General features: G+C 72.7%; 5 protein-coding genes. All 5 read right to left on the bottom strand.

What is annotated here, in order from left to right; all coding sequences use genetic code 11:
• On the bottom strand, positions 1–13,737 hold a 13,737-nt coding region (locus P3T27_RS30915), incomplete at its 3' end, for a non-ribosomal peptide synthetase (protein ID WP_280684456.1).
• Between the two features lie 314 nt (positions 13,738–14,051).
• A complete protein-coding gene (gene ddaH, locus P3T27_RS30910) occupies positions 14,052–14,891 on the bottom strand; it encodes a dimethylargininase (protein WP_280684455.1) in 840 nt (279 codons plus the stop codon).
• 36 nt (positions 14,892–14,927) lie between these two features.
• Entirely contained in the window at positions 14,928–15,155 is a 228-nt protein-coding gene (locus P3T27_RS30905) for an MbtH family protein (protein WP_280684454.1), read from the bottom strand.
• 57 nt (positions 15,156–15,212) lie between these two features.
• Positions 15,213–16,520 carry a SidA/IucD/PvdA family monooxygenase gene (locus P3T27_RS30900; RefSeq protein ID WP_280684453.1) on the bottom strand — a complete coding sequence of 436 codons (1,308 nt, stop codon included), beginning with the start codon at positions 16,518–16,520 and terminating at the stop codon, positions 15,213–15,215.
• A complete protein-coding gene (locus P3T27_RS30895) occupies positions 16,510–17,199 on the bottom strand; it encodes an FMN-binding negative transcriptional regulator (RefSeq protein WP_280684452.1) in 690 nt (229 codons plus the stop codon). The genes P3T27_RS30900 and P3T27_RS30895 overlap by 11 nt, the downstream gene beginning before the upstream one ends.
• Positions 17,200–17,311 lie beyond the last annotated feature (112 nt).

Here is a 17,311-nt window from a genome sequence, read left to right as displayed (position 1 = left end):
CCGCCCGACCAGCCAATGCGCCAGACGATTCGCCCGAACATCCAACTCCGCGTAACTGAAGGACCGTTGACCATCCATGACGGCCACCGCACCCGGCGTACGCACCACCTGCGCCTCCACCAGACCCGAGAGCGTGCCGTCCGGCAACGGAACCGCCGTGGCGTTCCACTCCCCCAGAACCCGGCTCCGCTCCTCGGACGAGAGCACCTCCACCCGACCCACCCGACACCCCGGATCAGCCACCACCAACCGCAACACCCGCACGAACCGCTCCGCGAACCCCTCCACCGTCACCCGATCGAACAGGTGCCGCTGGTACTGGAAGCTCAGTCGCAGATGGGGGTCGGCGGCCGCGATGACGGTCAGCGGGTAGTGGGTGCCGGTGAAGGGCCGGATGCCCGTGACCGCGATGCCCGCCGAGGAGTTGGCTTCGTCGATGCCGACCCGATCCACCGGATAGGACTCGAAGACGACCAGGGTGTCGAAGAGCGTGCTCAGGCCGGTCTCGCGCTGGATGTCGGCCAGCGGGTGGTGATGGTGGTCGAGCAGGGCCGCCTGCCGCTGCTGGAGTCCGGTCAGCAGGTCGGCGAGCGAGCCCTCCGGTGCGCAACGCACCCGCACCGGAAGGGTGTTGATGAACAGCCCGACCGTTTCACCGGCTCCCTCCAAGTCGGCCGGGCGACCCGAGACGGTCGCGCCGAACAGCACGTCCTGCCGCCCGGTGAGGTGGGACAGCAGCACCGCCCAGACGCCCTGGAGCAGGGTGTTGACGGTGATGCCCAGCTCGGCGGCGCGCCGGGAGGCCGCGCGGGCATCCGCCGCGGACAGCGGGACCTCCGTCTGGCCGATGCCGTCGGCGTCGGTGGCCGTGTGGTCCGCCGCCTGCGGGGCGAGCAGGGTGGGCTCCTCGATGCCGTCCAGTTCGGCCGCCCAGGCGCGGGCGGACTCGGCGCGGTCGCGGGCGGACTGCCAGACCAGGAAGTCCCGGAACCGGCCGGCCGGCGGCAGTGCGGCGACGTCGCCCCCGGCGGCGTAGAGCCGCAGCAGGTCCTGCATCAGCACCGGCAGCGACCAGCCGTCGAAGAGCAGGTGGTGTGCGGTGAGCACGAGGTCGGCCTGCTCCGGTCCGGTCCGCACCAGCGTCATCCGCAGCAGTGGGGGCGTCTCGGGGCTGAAGTTGGTACGCAGGTCCTGGGACAGCAGTCGTTCCAGCTCCGCCGGGTCCTGGTCGCGCAGGTCGACCTCGCGCCAGGGCAGGCGGGCGCCGTCCACCACGAGCTGGACGGGGGTGCCGTCGGCGGCGTCCACGAAGGCGGTCCGCAGGTTGGCGTGCCGCTCCAACAGCCCCTGACCGGCCGCCCGCAGGCGCTCGGCGTCGACCTGGCCGGCCAGGTGCAGGGTCAGCTGCATGTTGTACGCGTCGAAGGACGGGCCGGCCATCCGGGCGTGGAAGAGCAGGCCGGACTGCAGCGGAGTCAGCGGCCAGGCATCCGCGAGGCCCGGGTAGTCGCGCTCCCACTGCTCGATCTCGCCTTGGCCGACGGCGACCAGCGGCAGGTCGGATGGCGTCAGGCCACCAGCCTCCGGACCGGAGACGTGCTCGACGATGCCGGTCAGCGCCCGGCACCACAGCTCCGCCAGTTCGGACACCTCCTCGGCGGACAGCAGGCCCGTCGGGTAGGAGAAGAGGGCACCGAGCCGCGGCGCACCGTCCGCGTCGTCGGTGACCAGGGCGTTGATCTCCAGGGCCGACATGGCGGGCATGTCGGCGTCGAAGTCCACCAGCAGCTCGCCGACGTCCCCGGCCCGGGTCCAGCCGAGGCCGCGCAGTTCCTCGGGCATGTCGGCCGTCGAGAACCGGCCCAGGTAGTTGAACCCGATCTGCCCCGACGGCTGCCCCGCCAGCACCCCACCCGTCTCCGGGTTCAGATACCGCAGCAACCCGTACCCGACACCCTTGTCCGGCACCGCCAACAACCGCTCCTTGACAGCCTTGACCACCCGGCCCGCCGCAGCACCACCGCCAAGTGCCTGCTCGACGTCGGCACCACCGAGATCGAGCCGCACCGGGAACATGCTCGTGAACCAGCCCACCGTCCGCGACAAGTCCGCCCCCGGCACCACCGCCTCCTCACGCCCGTGCCCCTCCAGACGCACCAGCACCGACGACTCGTCCACCCCACGCACCGACCGCCACCGCGCCACCGCGATAGCCAGACCAGCCAACAGACCGTCGTTCACCCCACCCCGGAACACCGCCGGCACCCGCGTCAGCAACGCCTCCGTCACCTCCGGCGCCAACTCCACCCGCACCTGCTCCACCGTCGAGACCACGTCCACCACCGGATCCAGCACACGCGACCCCAGCAACGGATCCGAACCCCCGACGACCCCCAACCACAAGGGGAGTTCAGCCACCCGCTCAGACGAACGAGCCTCCTCCACCAACGCATGCGACCACCGCCGCACCGACGTACCCACCGGAGCCAACTCCGGCACCGACCCCCCACACACCTGACGCCACGCATCCGCCAGATCCGGCAGCAGGATCCGCCACGACACCCCGTCCACGACCAAGTGATGCAACACCACCACCAACCGCCCGGCAGCCCCGGCACCCAGGTCGAACCACACGAACTGCGCCATCACCCCACCGACCGGATCCAACCGACCCGCAGCAGCCGCCAGTTCAGCCCCAGCAAGGTCACGCCACGACCCCGCCGAGCACTCCACCCGGCGCACCAGCGACGCCACCTCCACCGAACCCGACCCACCGACCAGCAGACCCGCACCCGCACCCGCACCCGTCACCAGGCACGAACGCAGCACGTCATGCCGCTCGAACACCGCACCCAGCACCGCCACCAAACCCGCCCCGTCGACGCCCACCGGCAGATCGAGGGCCATCGTCTGGGCGAACCTGCCGTAGCCGCCGCCGAGTTCGAGCAGGTAGTGGCCGATGGGTGGCAGCGGCACCCAGCCGGTGCCACCACCCTCCAACTCGGCCAGGACGACCGCGTCCGAGGCGCCTTCGGCCACCGCGACGGCGGCCAGCTCGGCCACCGTCCGGCAGTCGAACACCTGCCGGGGGGTGATCCTCACCCCGAACACCCGCGCCCGCGCCACCACCTGGATCGTCCGGATGCTGTCGCCGCCCACCGCGAAGAAGTCGTCGTCCACACCCACCCGGCCCAGGCCCAGCACCTCGGCATACACCCCGCACAACACCTCCTCCCACGCGGTCCGCGGCGCCCGATAAGCACCCGTGGTGAACTCCGGCTCCGGCAGGGCCTTACGGTCGAGCTTCCCGTTCGGCGTCAACGGCAGCGCCTCCAGCACCACGAACGCCGCCGGCACCATGAACTCGGGTATCCGGGTCGCCATGAACCGGCGCAGCTCGGCCGGGTCGAGGCCGGCGTTCACCGTGATGTCGACGTCGCCGATGCTGTCGGCGCTGCCGCCCGCGGTGTCGGTGACCGGCACGATGTAGCCGACCAGCTGTTTTCCGCCGTCGTGCGCCTCGCGGGCGACGACCGCGCCCTGGGCCACCGACGGGTGGGCGACCATGGCGGCCTCCACCTCGCCCGGTTCGATCCGGAAGCCGCGGATCTTGACCTGCTCGTCGGCCCGTCCGGCGTACTCCAGCCGCCCGTCGGACAGCCGGCGGCCGGTGTCGCCGGTGCGGTACATCCGGCCCGGGCCGAAGGGGTTGGCCACGAAGCGTCCGGCGGTGAGCCCGGGGCGGCCGAGGTAGCCGCGGGCCAGTCCGGCACCGACGACGTACAGCTCTCCGACGACACCCTCGGGCACCGGAAGGAGCCGGTCGTCGAGGACGTACACGGCCAGGTCGGGGATCGGGACGCCGATGACGGAACCGGACGCGGTGGCGGCGGTCCGCTCGTCCAGGGCGGTGTGGGTGACGTGCACCGTGGTCTCGGTGATGCCGTACATGTTCACCAGGTGGGGTGCGTCGTCGGCGTGCCGCGCGTACCAGTCGGCGAGCCGGACGAGTTCCAGCGCCTCCCCACCGAAGATCACGTGCCGCAGGGCCAGCCGGGCACCGGTGTCGGGCTGCTCCCGGTCGGCGGCCATCAGCTGGTAGAAGGCGGACGGCGTCTGGTTGAGCACCGTCACCCCCTCGTCCGCGAGCAGCCGCAGGAAGCGGTCGGGTGTGCGGCTGGTCTCGTACGGAACGACGACCAGGCGGCCGCCGTACAGCAGCGGGCCCCACAGCTCCCAGACGGAGAAGTCGAAGGCGTACGAGTGGAAGAGCGTCCACACGTCGTCGGGCCCGAAGCCGAACCAGTGCTCGGTGGAGTCCATCAGCCGCACGGCGTTGTGGTGCGGGATGAGAACGCCCTTGGGCCGTCCGGTGGATCCGGAGGTGTAGATGACGTACGCGATGTCGGCCGGCCGGACCGGGACGCCCGGGTTCTCCGGTGCGTACCGTGCGGACTCGGCGATCACCTCGGGGGTGACCGTCAGGACCGGCCGGGCGTCCTCGATCATGTGGGCGATGCGGTCGGCCGGGTAGGCCGGGTCGACCGGCAGGTAGCCCGCGCCAGACTTCAGGACACCGAGGACCGCGACGACGAGTTCCTCGGTGCGCGGCAGGCTCAGGGCCACCAGCCGCTCCGGGCCGGCGCCGCGCTCGACCAACAGCCGGGCGAGGCGGTTGGCCCGCACGTCCAGCTCCCGGTAGGTCAGCGAGACGTCCTCGCAGGTGACGGCCACCGCATCCGGGGTGGCCGCGACCTGGCGCTCGAAGCGGGAGACCAGCGTGTCGTACGGCTCCGGGGCCGGCGCGGGCGCCGCAGTGAGGGCGCGCTGCTCCACTTCGTCCAGGAGCCGGACGGCGCCGACGGGCTGCCGCGGGTCGGCGACGACCTGGCGCAACACGCGGACGAAGCGCTCGGCGATCGCCTCGACGGTCGCCCGGTCGAACAGCTCGGTCGCATACTCGACGACGCCCCAGGCGCCTCGTCCGTCGGGGCGTTCGCTCTCCGCCAGGTTGAAGAAGAGGTCGAACTTGGCGGTCCTGGTGCCCAGAGGCTCGGTGGCCACTCGGAGTCCGGGCAGATCGAACGCGGCCCGGCTGCCGTTCTGCCAGGCGAACATCACCTGGAACAGCGGGTGGTACGACGTCGAGCGCTCCGGGTTGAGCAGCTCCACCAACCGCTCGAACGGCACGTCCTGCCGGTCGTACGCCGCCAACGCCCGGTCCCGCACCCGCTCCACCAGCTCACCGAAGGACGGCTCACCCGACAGATCCACCCGCAAGACCCAGGTGTTCACGAAGAACCCGACCAGATCCGCCAACGCCTCATCCGTACGCCCCGCGATCGGCGAACCGATCGCGACGTCCTCCCCCGCACCCAACTGCCGCAACAGCACCGCAAGTCCCGCCTGCAGCACCATCGACACCGTCGCACCCCGCCCCCGCGCCAGCGCCTCCACACCGGCCAGCAACTCCGGCTCCAGGACGAACTCCACCGTGTCGCCACGGTGGTCGGCCCGGACCGGCCGCGGCCGGTCGGTGGGCAGGGCCAGCGGCTGCGGCACACCGGCGAGTTGCTCCCGCCAGTAGGTGGACTGGGTGGCGAGCAGGCTCTCCGGGTCGTCCTCGTCGCCGAGCAGCTCGCGCTGCCACAGCGTGTAGTCGGCGTACTGGACCGGCAGCTCCTCCCACGCGGGAGCCCGGCCCGCCCGGCGCGCCGTGTAGGCGGTGACCAGGTCCCGGGCCAGCGGGGCCAGCGACTCGCCGTCCCCGGCGATGTGGTGCAGCACCAGGACCAGCACGTGCTCGTCCGGGGCGGAGGTCAACAGCGTGGTGCGCAGCGGGAGTTCGGCGCACAGGTCGAAGCAGTGGCCGGCCGCCTCGGCGACCGCGGCCGCGACGTCCACGGCCTCCTGCCGCAGGACGGTGACCTCGGCCTCCCCGGTCGGCAGGATCCGCTGGTACGGCACCCCGTCCGCGTCCTCGGCGAGCAGGGTGCGCAGCGCCTCGTGCCGCCCCACCACGTCGCGCACGGCCTCGGCCAGCGCCTCGGTGTCCAGTTCACCGGAGAGCTGGAGCCGGCCCGCGATGTTGTAGGTGGCCGTGGGGCCCTCCAGCCGGTGCAGGAACCACATCCGGCGCTGGGCGAAGGACAGCGGCAGGCGCTCAGGGCGCCCGGCGGCACGTACCAGCGCGGTGCGGGCCCGGGCTCCCGTGCCCAGCCCGGCGGCGAGTGCGGCCGGTGTCGGGGCCTCGAACAGCGTGCGGATGGGCAGTTCGACGCCGAGGACGGCGCGGATCCGGCTGACCAGCCGGGTGGCGAGCAGCGAGTGCCCGCCGAAGTCGAAGAAGCCGTCGTCGATGCCGACCCGCTCCAGGCCGAGCACCTCCGCGAACAGCCCGCACAGCACCTCCTCCTGCGGGCTTCGCGGCGCCCGCTGCGAACCGGCGGCGAACTCCGGCTCGGGCAGCGCCCGGCGGTCCACCTTGCCGTTCGGGTTCAGCGGCAGCGCGTCCAGGAGGACGAAGGCCGCGGGCACCATGTACTCGGGCAGGCCCTGTGCCGCGTGCTCGCGCAGCGCGCCGGGGCCGATCCGGCTGCCGGGCGCGGGGACGACGTAGGCGACCAGTTGCTTGCCGGCTCCCGGGACACGCCCTTCGCGGGCGGTCACGAAGACCTGGGCGACCTCGGGGTGGGCCGCCAGGGCCGCCTGCACCTCACTGGGCTCGATCCGGAAACCGCGCAGCTTGACCTGGTCGTCGACCCGGCCCACGTACACGATGCGGCCGTCGGTGTTCCAGCGCACCAGGTCGCCGGTGCGGTACATCCGCTCGCCGGCGCCGAACGGGCAGGCCACGAAGCGCTCGCCGGTCAGGGCGGGCCGGTTCAGGTAGCCGCGGGCCAGTCCGGTGCCCGCGATGTACAGCTCGCCGTCCACGCCGACCGGGACCGGGCGCAGCGCGGCGTCCAGGACGAAGGCCCGCATGTTGTCCAGGGCTCGCCCGATGGGCACCTCGGGGTGGTCGGCGGCGACCGGTCCGACCGGGTGGCCGGTGCAGTAGGTGGTGGTCTCGGTCGGGCCGTAGACGTGCACCACGGAGGTGTCCGGCTGCCGCTCGGCGATCCGGCGCATGGCCCCGGGGTTGACCTTCTCGCCGCCGGTGAGGATCTCACGCACCCCGGCGAAGCACTCCACGTGGTCCTCGACCAGGAGATTGAACAGGGCCGTGGTGAGGAAGACGGCAGTCACCTCGCGACGCACCATGACGTCGGCGAGCCGCTCCACATCGGTGTCCCCGGGCGGGGCGACGACGACGGTGCCACCGCCCAGCAGCGGGACCCACAGCTCGTAGGTCGAGCCGTCGAAGGAGTGCGGGGAGTGCAGCAGCACCCGCTCGTGCGCACCGCCCTGCCAGGCCCGGTCCGACGCCAGCGCCACGACGTCCTTCTGCTGCGCCGCGACGCCCTTCGGCTCCCCGGTGGAACCGGAGGTGTACATCACGTACGCCAACTGGTCCGGGTGCACCGAGACCTGCGGATCACTCTCCGGACACCCCTCGGCCCCGGCCAGATCACCGTCGCTCAGCAGCACCACCGCACCCGCCTGCCGGCGGATCCACTCCAGCCGCTCCCCCGGCCACGCGGCATTCAACGGCACGTACACCCCGCCGGACTTGGCGACCGCCAGCAACGCCACCACCAACTCGACCGAACGCTCCATCAGCACCGCCACCGGCACCTCCGCCGACACACCCCGCCCGATCAGCCAGTGCGCCACCCGGTTCGACCACGCGTCCAACTCCGCGTACGTCAGCACCCCTTCCTCACCCACCACGGCCACCGCGTCCGGCGTCACGGCCGCCTGACGGCGGAACACCTCCGCGACCGCCCCCTCCGGCACATCCGTCGCGGTGTCGTTCCAGTCCACCAGGACCCGCCGCCGCTCCTGCACCGACAGCACCTCGACCTGCCCCAGGCGCAACCGCGGGTCGGCGGCGACCGCGGCCAGCAGGCGCTGGAAGCAGCCCAGGATCCGGTCGGCGTCCTCGGCGGTGAAGGCGGTGGGCTGGTAGTCCAGGCGCAGCCGCAGGCCCTCCTCGCCGGGGACGGCGGCGAGGACCAGGGGGTAGTGGGTGGCGTCGGCGATGTCGGTGAGGCGCCCGCGCAGGCCCGCGCCGGTCAGCTCGGTCGAGGTGACGACGGGCAGGCCGGGGTAGTTCTCGTACACCGTCAGCGTGTCGAACAGCCGCCCGGCGCCGGCGAGTTCCTGGATCTCGGTGAGCCCGAGCTGGTGGTGGGCCAGCAGGGCGGCCTGCTCGTCCTGGAGCCGACGCAGCAGCTCGGCGAAGGTGTCGCCGGGCTCGAAGCGGACCCGGACCGGCAACGTGTTGATGAACAGGCCGATCATGGACTCCACGTCGGGCAGTTCGGCGGGGCGGCCGGAGACCACGGTGCCGAAGGTGACGTCGGAGCGGCCGGTCAGGCTGCCGATCAGGACGCCCCACAGTGCCTGGACGAGGGTGTTGACGGTCACGCCGAGCTCGCGGGTGGCCTCGGCGAGGGCGCGGCCCTGTTCCTCGGTGAGCCGCGCGGTGATCCGGTGCGGCTCCTGGGCCCGGGCCTGCCGGTGGTCCGGGGCGACCAGGGTCGGCTCCTCGACCCCGGCCAGGGCGGTCTGCCAGGCCCGGCTGGCGGCCACCCGGTCCGTGCCGGACAGCCAGGCCAGGTAGTCGCGGTACGGACGGGCCGGCGGCAGCGCCGAGGTGTCGGCACCGGCGTGGTACAGCGCGAGCAGTTCGCCGAGCAGCAGCGGCATGGACCAGCCGTCGAGCAGGATGTGGTGGTTGGTGGCGACCAGCCGGTACCGGTCGGTACCGAGCTTCACCAGGACGAAGCGGAGCAGCGGCGGCCGGTCGAGGGCGAAGGGACGTCCGCGCTCCTCCTCGGCGAGGTCGCGCGCGGCCGCCTCGGGATCGGCGTGGTCGGACAGGTCCGCCTCGGTGAACGGTGCCTCGCAGGCGGCGCCGACCACCTGCAGGGTGGTGCCGTCGGCGCCCTGGCGGAAGCCCGCCCGGAGGTTCGGGTGCCGCTCCAGCAGGGCCCGCAGGGTGGCCCGCAGCAGGCTGGGGTCGACCGGTCCGCTCAGGTCGAGGGCGAACTGGGCGGTGTAGACGTCGCCGGTGCCCCGGTCGTAGCCGGCGTGGAAGGCGAAGCCCTCCTGCAGCGGGGACAGCGGCAACAGATCGTGCAGCCCGTCCCGGCCGAGCTCGTCCTCCAGTGCCGCGATCTCGGGCTGGGTGACGGAGACCAGCGGGAAGTCGGAGGGGCTGTGCCCGCCGACCTGTCCGGCCTCGGCGAGCCGGACCAGCTCGGTGAGGGCGGCGAACCAGGCCTCGGCCAGGGCGCGGACCCGGTCCTCGTCGAGCAGTTCGCCCGCCCAGGACCAGGCGGCGGTCAGCACCGGCCCGTCCGGGGTGTCCTCGGCCTGGGCGTTCACCTCGACGACGTGGGCCAGCGGCAGCTCCGGGTCGGCTCCGGCGCCGAAGGCGGCGGAGCGGCCGAGCACTCCGGTGCCGCGCTCGGCGCGGATCCGGCCCAGGTAGTTGAACCCGATCTGTGGTTCCGGGCCGGCCGCGGCGAGCCGGGCTCCGGCGTCGGGGTCGAGGTGGCGCAGCAGGCCGTACCCGATGCCCTTGTCGGGGACGGCGCGCAGCTGCTCCTTGACCCGTCGGACCGCGTCGACGGCGTCGCCGTCGCCGGGGTCGAGCCGGACGGGGTGGACGGCGGTGAACCAGCCGACCGTCCGGGACAGGTCGAGGCCGAAGGCGTCCTCGCGGCCGTGGCGCTCCAGGTCGACGGTCACCGGCCCACCGGTGCCGCGCCACCGCCGTACGGCGAGGGCGAGCGCGGCCGGCAGGACGTCGCCGACCTCGCCGTGGAAGGCGGCGGGCACGCTGGTCAGCAGGGGGGCGGTGACCTCGGCGGGCAGCCTCAGTTCGATCCGCCCGGCGGTGGCGACGGTGTCGCGGGCCGGGTCCAGGGCCCGGTCACCGAGCAGTGGGTCGGGCCCCGCAAGCATGCGCTGCCACAGCTCGGCCTCGGCCGCGCGCGCCCGGGCCTGCTCCGCGAGCCCGAGGGCCCAGCCGCGGAAGGACACCGGCACCGGGGGCAGGACGACCGGCCGTCCGGCGGCGGTCGCCTCCAGCGCGGCCGTCAGGTCGGGCAGCAGGATCCGCCAGGAGACGCCGTCCACCGCGAGGTGGTTGACCAGGAACAGCAGCGTGCCGTCGGCGGCCGTGCCCGCGTCGTACCACAGCGCCTGCACCATCACGCCCTCGGTGGGGGCCAGCCGGTGCTGCGCGGCGCGGACGTCCTCGGTCACCCGCTCGGCCGGGTCGCCCGCGGCCTCGATCCGGCGCAGCACCTGTTCGGCGCGGGTCGCCCCGGCCGGCGGGACGGTCAGCGTCCAGCTCCCGTCGTCGGCCGGCCCCCGGCGCATCCGCAGCACGTCGTGGTGGTCGAGCAGGGCCTGCACGGCGGCCAGGACCTGGGGCTCGGTCAGGCCTGCGGGCACCGCAGCGCCCATGGACTGGTGGAAGCCGTCGAGCGGGCCGCCGAGTTCGGCGAACCGCCGCATCAGCGGAGTCAGCGGGACCTCGCCGGTCGCCTCCGCCGTCGGCCCGGACTGCGCCACCCCGGCCGGCCCGGTCTCGGCGGCGCGCAGGGCCAGTGCCTCGGGGGTCCGGCAGCGGAACACGTCGCCGGGGGTGAGCACCAGGCCCTCGGCGCGGGCCCGGGAGACCAGCTGGATCGCCACGATCGAGTCGCCGCCGAGGTCGAACAGCGAGTCCTCGGCGGCGACCTGCTCCCGGCCGAGCAGGTCGGCGTAGATCCGGCACAGCAGTGCCTCGGCGGGGGTGCGCGGCGCGCGCGAGGAGCCGCCCGCGGGGGCCGCGGGCTCCGGCAGCGCGGCCCGGTCCACCTTGCCGTTGCGGGTCAGGGGCAGCGCCGCCAGCGCCACCACGGCACTGGGCACCATGTACTCCGGCAGCCGCTCGGCGAGCGAGCGCCGGACCGTCTCGGGGTCGGCCCCGCCGACCAGGTAGCCGACCAGGCGCTTGGTGCCGTGGCGGTCGGTACGGACCACGGCGACGGCCTGCTCGACGCCCGGCTGGGCGCGCAGGGCCGCCTCGACCTCTCCCAGCTCGATCCGGAAGCCGCGCAGCTTGACCTGGTCGTCGACCCGGCCCACGTACCGCAGGCAACCGTCGGCGTCCCAGCGCACCAGGTCACCGGTGCGGTACATCCGCTCGCCGGTCCCGAACGGGCAGGCCACGAAGCGTTCGCCGGTCAGCGCGGTGCGCCCCAGGTAGCCGCGGGCCAGTCCGGCGCCGGCCACGTACAGCTCGCCCACCGCCTCCGGCGGCACCGGGCGCAGCCAGTTGTCCAGGACGTGCGCGCGGGTGCCCGGGGCCGGACGGCCGATGGTGACCGGCGCGCCGGCGGCGAGCGGTTGGCTCATCGCGGCGCACACGGTGGTCTCGGTCGGACCGTAGCCGTTGAGGATCCGCCGGGTGGGAGCCCAGCGGTCGATCAGCTGCGGCGGCACGACCTCGGCGCCGACGAGCAGGTGGGGCAGGACGCCCTCGGGCAGTTCGGGCACGCTGGCCAGGACGGCGGGGACGATGACCGCGAGGGAGATGCGCTGCCCGGTCAGGAAGTCGGCGAGGACCTGTCCGGCCAGCGCCTCGGGGCCCGGCACGACGAGGGTGGCGCCCGTGGTGAACGCCATCAGGATCTCCCAGACGGAGATGTCGAAGCTCGGCGAGGACAGCTGGGCCACCCGGTCGCCCGGCCCCACGGGGAAGTGCTCGTGCTGCCCCGCGACCATGTCGGCCAGGCCTGCGTGGGTGACCGCCACGCCCTTGGGAAGCCCGGTGGAGCCCGAGGTGTAGATGACGTACGCGGTGTTGGCCGGGACGGTGCCGGGCTCGGGCGCGGTGCGCGGCCGATCGGCGCCGGCGGCGAGGGCGGCGGTGAGCGCCTCCTCGTCCAGGACGAGCCGGGGGGCCGTGTCGGCGAGCATGCGGGCGATCCGCTCGGCCGGGGCGCCGCGGTCGACCGGCAGGTAGGCGCCGCCCGCCTTCAGGGTGGCCAGCAGCGCGGTGACCATCCGGGCTGAGCGGGGCAGGATCAGGGCCACGACGTCCTCGGCGCCGACTCCCCGGTCACGCATCCAGTGCGCCAACTGGTTCGTCCGCTCGTCGAGTTCGCGGTAGGTCAGGCTGGTTTCGCCCTCGACCAGCGCGACCGCGTCCGGGGTGCGGGCGGCCTGCGCGGCGAACAGGGCGGGGAAGGTGGCGGGCGGGACCGGGGCGCCGGCGTCGTTCCACTGCGCCAGCCGAGTGCGCTCGCCCGGGGCGAGCACGTCCAGGCGGCTGACCGGCAGGTCGGGGTCGGCGCCGGCCAGGGCGTCGATCAGCCGCTCCATCCGGGCGGCGTGCTCGGCGAGGTCGCCCTCGTCGTAGAGGTCGGCGTTGGCCTCGACCTCCAGCCGCCAACCGCGACCGTCCTTGCGGTCCATGACCAGGAAGCCGAGGTCCTGGGTGGGGCCGGTGGACAGCACGTGGCCGACCGCCTCGGCCTCGCCGAACCGCAGCGTGTAGTCGAAGTTCATCACGTTCACGCCGGGGCCGACGAGCCGCTGGCCGGTGCCGACCACGTTCAGGTCGCGGCTCATGTCCTCGTACCGGTAGTGCTGGTGGCGCAGCGTCAGCAGCGTCTGCTCGGCGACGCGGTCGAGCAGACCGGCCACGCTGATGCCGGCGTCGAGGCGGACCCGCAGCGGGGTCACGTTGGCGGCCATGCCCGGCACCTTGCGGGTGCCGCGGGCGGAGCGGGCGGCGGCCGCCAGGCCGAGCACGATCTCGTCGGCGCCGGTGGCCTGCTGGGTGTACGCCGCGGCGGCCGCGATGACCACGGTCGCCTCCAGGACGCCCTGCTGACGGGCCAGTTCGACGACCCGGTGCACGGTGTCCCGGCCCAGTTCGCCGGAGTGCCGCAGCACCCGCCGGGGCAGGTCGGGCAGCCGGCTGGTGCGGGTGAGCCGGGGCGGTTCGGGCAGGTCGGCCAGGTAGTCCGTCCAGAACTCCCGGTCCTCGGCGTACCGTTCGGAGTTCCGGTAGGCCTCCTCGGCGTCCCGCAGCACGTGCAGCGGGGCGAAGGGGCTCGCGCCGGTCTCCTGACCGGTCGCCAACCGGGTGTAGACCTCGGCGATGCGCCGGATCACCAACCAGATGCCCCAGGCGTCGTTGGCGACGTGGTGGAAGCGGTAGAAGGCGACGAAGCGGTCCTCCGCCAGCTTCCACAGGTCGATGGTGAACGACTGCCCGCCGGTCGGGTCGATGACCTCGGCCATGGCCTCGCGCATCCGGGTGTGCGCCGCGGCCCACGGGTCGCGCTCGCCGCTGAGGTCGGCGAAGGGAACGTCCGGCGCGTCCTCGTCCAGGACGTACTGGACGACGTCCTCGCCGCGCACACCGATCCGCGAACGCATCGTCTCGGCCTCGGCGACCACCTGGGCCACCGCCCGGCGGAACAGCGCGTGGTCGACCGGTCCGCAGATGTCCACGTATTCGGCCGTCCCGAGCACCGGATTCCCCGGGTCGATCTGCTGAAGCATCCACAGACCCCGTTGCGACGCCGTCAGTGGAAATTCAGGACGCGCGTTTCCATGCATGGCAGAAACCTTCCCCAACCCCTCGTGAGCCGGCGCTCGACCATTCTTCGCAGATGAATTCGATGGGAGCAGGTGCCGGACTCGTGACCCACAATTACGGACTGGTGTGATCGCGCATTCATTCTAATCGTTGTCGGCCGACCCGGAACTGCGCAGTTGAACGATGCCGATCCGGAACAGCACGAGGAGCGCTGCAAACAGCGAGCCGAAAATCGGCATGAGCAGCGGCATAGCCGGCGAAAGGCACAGCGGCACGAAAAAACGGCAGGCACGGCGCTCCGTGGGGCACCGTGCCTGCCGTTCCCGGCGGCGGGTCAGGCGCGTATCTCGAGCGTGCAGCACTTCACGCTGCCGCCACCCTTGAGAAGTTCGGACAGGTCCATGCCGATCGGCTCGAACCCGCGCCCGCGGAGCTGCTCGGCCAGCGTCTGCGCGGCCTCCGGGATGACCACGTGGCGCCCGTCGCTGACCGCGTTCAGGCCGAACGCCCCGGCGTCCTGCTCGCCGACCAGGAGCGCGTCCGGGAAGAGCTGCTCCAGGACGGCCCGGCTTCCGGCCGAGAACGCCGCCGGGTGGTACATGACCTCGTCCCCGTCCAGCACCGCGAGCGCGGTGTCCAGGTGGTAGTAGCGGGGGTCGGTGAGCCGCAGGCCGATGACCGGCTTGCCGAAGAACTCCTGGGCCTCCAGGTGTCCTTCGGGGGTGCTGCGGAAACCCCAGCCGGCCAGGACGAAGTTCGTGGTGACGAGGAAGTCGCCCTCGCCCTCGTTGACGAACTCCGGGTCGAGCACCTCGGTGAACCCGTTGGCGCGGAACCACTCCTGGTAGGCGGGGCCCTCAGCGGCCCGCTCGACGTTGCGGAAGCGGGCGCCGAGCACCTTGCCGTCCACCACGGTGGCGCCGTTGGCGGCGTACACCATGTCGGGCAGGCCGGGCAGCGGGTCGATCAGGTCCACCTGGTGCCCGAGCGACAGGTAGAGGTCGTGCAGGCGCTCCCACTGCATCACGGCCCGGGCCGTGTCCACCGGCTTGGTCGGGTCCATCCAGGCGTTGATGGCGTAGCTGACCTCGAAGTACTCGGGGCGGCACATCAGGTAGCGGCGCGGACGGGCGGTGCGTCCCGGCACACCGCCGGGGGTCCGACGAATCGTCATGGTAACTCCGGTCCGGTCGTCTCGGGTGGGGGCGGTTCAGGCGCCGACGGCCTGCGCGGCCATCGCGTCGCGCAGGCTCTTCGGACGCATGTCGGTCCAGTTCTGCTCGATGTACGCCAGGCAGGCGGCGCGCGCGTCCTCACCGAAGACGACCCGCCAGCCGGCCGGCACCTCGGCGAAGGCCGGCCACAGGGAGTACTGCTCCTCGCCGTTCACCAGGACGTAGAACCTGCCGTCCTCGGCGTCGAACGGGTTCGTGCTCATCGTTCCTCCACTCTCGGGATGTTCTCGGGATGTGTTGCGATCGACCCCGCGGACGGGTCAGGACACCGTCTGCGGGCTGGTACGACGGCCGACGAGGGAGTCGGCGATCTCGCCGCTGCGCACGGCGATGTTGGACAGCAGGGAGGACGCGAGCCCGTGCGTGTGCTCGGTGCCGCCCTGGAGGTAGATGCCGCACCGCAGTTCGGGCGAGGTGACCAGCCGGTAGTCGCGCTCGACGCGGTGCCGGCCCTCGGCGTCACGCAGGCAGTGGACGTCCAGGTCGCCGAGCAGGCCGGCCGGGTCCATGACGTCGTAGCCGGTCGCGCAGACCAGGAGGTCGACGTCCAGGTCGGACACCTGCTCGGTGGCGAGCGAGTGGACGCTGATCCGGACCTCGTCGCCGATCCGCTTGACCTGCTCGGCCCGGGCGAGGTTGACGAAGCGCAGCCGCGCGGTGCCCGCCACCTCGTCGTCGTAGGCCCGCTGGAACAGCGCGCGGATGACCTCGTCGTCCACCACCGAGTAATTGGTGTTCCGGTGGTACCGCCAGAACGCCTCCCGGGACCGGTCGGAGCCGAAGTAGTACTCGTCGGTCGCGGCCGGGTCGAACACCTGGTTGGCGAAGGGGGTGTCGTCGGCGATCGAGTAGCCGTAGGACGGCAGGATCGCCGAGACCTCGGCGTGCGGCAGCTCGTCGTAGACGTGCCGGACGATCTCCGCCGCGCTCTGCCCGGCGCCGACGACGGCGATCCGGCGCAGTCGGCGCGGGTCCATCGCCCGGAACCGCTCCAGGAACTCGGAGCTGTGCCAGACCCGGTCGTCCCGGCCGATGCCGATGGGCATCCTCGGGACCAGGCCGGTGGAGACGACGACGTTGCGGGTCCGGACGGCGCTGGTCTCCCCCCGGGTGTCCCGCACCACGACCTCGACGCTCTCCAGCGGGCCGGGGCCCGCCCCGGCGGGGCGGCGGATCCCCGTCACCTCGACGTTGTAGGTCACCCGGTCCGCGAAGCCCGCCTCGGCCCACTCCAGGTAGTCGTGGAACTCCAGCCGGGTCGGGAAGAAGTCCTGGTTGTTGACGAACTGCGGGAGCCGACCCCGCTCGTGCAGGTACGAGATGAAGCTGTACCGCGAGGCCGGGTTACGGAAGGTCGCGAGGTCCTTCAGGAAGGAGATCTGCATCTTCGCCGACGGCAACAGCATGTTGCGGTGCCAGCCGAGTCTCGGCTGCCGCTCGAAGAATGCGAACGCGACCGGTTCGCCGCGCCGCGCGCTTTCGTGCTCCTCCAGTGCGACGGCGAGCGACAGATTCGACGGGCCGAATCCCACGCCGACGATGTCGAGTATTTCCCGTTCAGTTTCCACTGACGTCTCCCGCAGGTGATGTTTGCATCAACCGGCCCATGAGAGCGGCCGCTTCTCGGTGTCTTCCGGAATCCCGCTGCGCGAAACACTGTCGCACACGGTCGCGGATTTCATGCTCCTTTTCCTGACTGAGTTTGAACATGCCGTCGGCGCCGGTCACCTCGAACCGGAAAGCGCCCACCGCCGGCACGATGCTGCGGAAGTAGTCGAGCGATCCGGTCATGTCCCACTCGACGCCGAGCTCGGAGCCGAAGTCCCGCTCGAAGGCGCGCACGGTGGCCTTCACCACCTCCAGCGTCTCCTCGATCGTCGCGATCTTGCGGAGCACGCCGCGCACGTGCACGGCGGTGAAGTTCCAGGTCGGCGAGGCCGGCGTCACCCCGTACAGGGTCGGTGAGACATAGGCGTGCGGGCCGGTGAAGGTGAGCAGCGCCGTCGTGCCGGACTCCAGCGCCGCCCAGTGCGGGTTGGCCCGGTTCATGTGCCCGACCAGCAGGCCTCCGCTCAGGTCCGGCGGCCAGTCGCCGGTCATCGCCGGGTCGCGGATCACCGGCAGGTGGGTCACGCGGGGTCCGTCGGCGGCCGGGCCGTTGGTCACCAGTTGCGCCAACGGGTTGCGGCGCACCAGCTCGGCCATCCACGTGCCGTCCGGCTCGCGATAGCACTCGGGGACGAACATACGGGTCTCCTTGTCTGCGTTCGGTGTTCGGGAGGCGGCCGATGGCACCGCCGGCCCGGGTCGCGGCCGCCGGGTCACCGACCACCGGTGACGGCGGCCAGGTGACGCCGGG

It is taken from the genome of Kitasatospora sp. MAA19, from assembly GCF_029894125.1.
Classification (GTDB): Bacteria; Actinomycetota; Actinomycetes; order Streptomycetales; family Streptomycetaceae; genus Kitasatospora.
This window is presented reverse-complemented; position numbering and strand designations above follow the sequence as displayed.